The organism is bacterium, from assembly GCA_016873475.1.
Classification (GTDB): domain Bacteria; phylum Krumholzibacteriota; class Krumholzibacteriia; order JACNKJ01; family JACNKJ01; genus VGXI01.
The window spans coordinates 1-2,914 of the sequence record VGXI01000309.1; the positions used below are offsets into that span (position 1 = coordinate 1).

The 2,914-nt window shown below is 71.6% G+C and carries 3 protein-coding genes and 1 other RNA gene; 1 reads left to right on the plus strand and 3 read right to left on the minus strand.

Annotated features, from left to right (window positions below; genetic code table 11):
- On the minus strand, positions 1–1,386 hold a 1,386-nt coding region (locus tag FJ251_15120), incomplete at its 3' end, for an efflux RND transporter periplasmic adaptor subunit (protein MBM4119033.1).
- A 125-nt stretch (positions 1,387–1,511) separates the two neighbouring features.
- Here FJ251_15120 and FJ251_15125 point away from each other — a divergent pair.
- On the plus strand, positions 1,512–2,267 hold the full coding sequence (locus FJ251_15125; GenBank protein ID MBM4119034.1) for a hypothetical protein: 756 nt from the start codon (positions 1,512–1,514) through the stop codon (positions 2,265–2,267).
- Between the two features lie 38 nt (positions 2,268–2,305).
- Here FJ251_15125 and ssrA read toward each other — a convergent pair.
- Both ssrA and FJ251_15135 read right to left on the minus strand, forming a co-directional pair.
- Positions 2,306–2,669: a transfer-messenger RNA gene (ssrA, locus tag FJ251_15130) on the minus strand.
- A 56-nt stretch (positions 2,670–2,725) separates the two neighbouring features.
- On the minus strand, positions 2,726–2,914 hold a 189-nt coding region (locus FJ251_15135), incomplete at its 5' end, for a hypothetical protein (GenBank protein MBM4119035.1).

Consider the following 2,914-nt stretch of genomic DNA (forward strand, 5'->3'; position numbering starts at 1 on the left):
GGGGTCGCGGGCGGCGCGCAGGTCGCTCGTCAGCACCTGGTCGCCCTCGGCGAGGCCCGAGAGCACGGCGACCTCATCACCGGCGCCTTCGCCCAGCGTGACGACGTTCGCGCGCAGCCGCCCCTCGCGCAGGACCCAGACGATCGTCTCGCCGTCTCGCTCGTGCAGCGCCGCTCTCGGCACGCGCAGCTGCTTCGGGATGACGCGGATGCCCCCCGCCACCGGCCGCTCGAGGAAGCTCACCTTGGCGCCGAGGTCGGGGCGGATGCGCGGGTCGCCCTGGCTGAAGGCCACCCGCACGGGGATGGTCGCGCGGTCGCGGTCCGCCGAAGGGTAGATCGTGCGGATCGTCGCCGGGAAGTGCAGCTCCGGGTGCGCATCGAGAACGATGTCGGCCGGTCCGCCGACCGCGAGCCGCGCGATGTAGGACTCGTTGACATCGACCCCGACCTCGAGCGTGCCGAGGTCGGCGATCGTGACGACGGCGCCGGCGCGCGCGGTGTTGCTCGTCATGATCGGGCCGACGATCTCGCCGATCTCGGCGTCCTTGCGCAGGACCACACCGGCGAAGGGCGCGGTGATCTTCGTCTTGTCGAGCTCCAGGCGCGCCGCCTCGCGGTTCGCCTCGGCGACGCGCAGCGCGGCCTCGGCGGCGGCCACCTCGGCCCGCGCGGTCGCGGCGGCCGTCTCGGCGGCCTCGGCGTTCTCGGCACTCTCGACGTTCTGGCTGCGCAGGGCGGTTCGCCGCTCGGCGCGGCGCGCCGCCTCGGCCGCGTTCGCCTGGGCCTGCACCAGACGCGCCTTCGCGAGGCCGACGTTGGCCTCGGCCTGCAGGAGCAGCACGCGCTGGTCGTCGTCGATGAGACGGGCGACGACCTGGCCCGCGTCCACCGAGTCGCCCTCCTCGACGAAGACCTCGGCGAGGCGACCGGTCGTGCGCGCGGCCACCGAGGCGGCGTGGCGGGCCTCGACGTAGCCGTTGGCCGTGAGCAGGGCGCCCCCCTCCTCCACCGGCGTGCCGCCCCCCGCGCGCACTGTGGCCACGCCGACCGTCGCCGGCCGCGTGAGGAGAAAGAGCAGGACGACGACCAGGAGCAGGCCGCCGAGCACCCAGGGCCAGCGCGGCCGGCGGCGGCGGGCGCGGCGGCGCTCGGCCTCGCTGATGCGCAGGCGCGCGAGGTCGGCGCCGCCTGCGGTCGCCGGGACGGAGCTCTCGGGGGCGTTCACATTGCTCATGGAGGCAGCTCTCCGGGGTCTTGGCCAGGGAGGGCGACACTCTAGCGAATCGCGCACACCTGGATCAAGGACGCCGTGGCGGGACACCGTAGCCGCCGCCGACCGACTCCCCGTGCCTGCCCCGCGCGAGGGCCGGCCGGGTGCCGTCATCCGGCCACGCCTTCCCGCCGCGCTCCATGCCGCTCTGCCCTTGCAACGGGACTGACGGCCGGCTAGCTTGACCCTTCCCTCTCACGCACCGATGCTCCTGGCGCCTCATCCAAAGGAGTCCAGCCATGTCCACGGCCCGTCCGTCCGCCCCGCGCCCGCTGCGGCCGGGGAGCCTTCGCTTGCTCGCCGCGATCCTCCTGCTTCCCCTCCTCGCGGCGCCGGCCCGCGCCGATCAACGTCACTTCGCGTGGACCTATGAGGCGCAGACCCTGGCAGCGGGCGAAGCCGAGATCGAGAGCTACACCACTCTCTCCAGCGCCGAGCTCGGGGAGGCGACCGGGCGAACGGCGACGAACCTCCAACTCGAACTCGAGGTGGGGATGACCGACCGCTTCGACTTCGGCCTGTACCAGGTCTTCGATCAGGAGCCCGACCAGGGGCTGGTCTACGCCGGCTACAAGCTCCGCTTTCGCTACAGACTCGGAGAGCCGGAGCGGCGACCTTTCGCCGCCGTCGCCTACCTGGAGTACAAGGGCCTGCCGGACTACTCGCGGCACGCCTTCGAAGTGAAGGGCATCGCCGCGCGCGACTTCGGCAGCTTTCGCCTCGCTCTCAATCCGGCGCTCGAGTTCGAGCAGGAGGGCAGCGAATGGAAGATGGAACCCGAGTACGCGGCCGGCGCAGCCTGGCTGTCCGGCGACTTGCTCAGCCTCGGTCTCGAAGTCAGGGGGAGCGAAGAGGCGCACTACCTGGGACCGGTGATCGGACACGGAGCCGGCGACCTCTGGGTCGCGCTGGGGGCGGCCGTCCGTGTGAGCGGAGACGCGGCCACGACGGCCGAGGTGGAGACCCGACTGCTGGTTGGCTTCGAGATTCGGTGAAAATGCCCCCGCGGGCGGCTACCAGCGGGGGCCTATGGCGGTGGAGGCGGCGGGAATCGAACCCGCGTCCGAAGAAACGTCCACCAGAGCGTCTACAGGCGTAGTTCGCAGCTTTGGGTCTCGCCGCGCGCGAGGACGGCGAACGATCCGTCGCGCAGCCAGTCCGGTGTTTCTCGTCCCCCGTCTCCGGACGCGGCGGGGAACCAGCCGGCGGATTATGATACCCGGCCCCCACTCCCGTGGCGCAAGTGAGGCGGGCAGGTCACCTAACTAGGTTAGGCGGCCAGGGCCAAGTTATCGTTGGCAATTGTGGTTTCTCGATCTTGGTAACGGGGCAGAATCGAGAAGTCCCCGGCATGCAGCTCCAGCTTCTTGAATCCCCGTCGAAACCTGGTCGCCCCCGGTTTCGCGGCCCCTTCAATCTAGACGCGCTTCTTCCCCCTGTCAACGCGGGGGTCTCATTTGACCAGCACCAGCTTCTCGCTGGCCCGGTAGTCCCCCGCCACCAGCCGCACGAAGTAGACCCCGCTCGCGAGCCGCCGGCCCGCCGCGTCGGCGCCGTCCCAGATCGCTTCGTGCTGCGCGGCCGGCAGCGGCCCGTCGACCAGGGTCCGCACGCGCCGCCCGGCAAGGTCGTAGACCTCCAG

Excerpts from the sequence above, each read along its gene's own strand:
- FJ251_15125 (MBM4119034.1), top strand. The coding sequence starts at position 1,512 with ATGTCCACGGCCCGTCCGTCCGCCCCGCGCCCGCTGCGGCCGGGGAGC.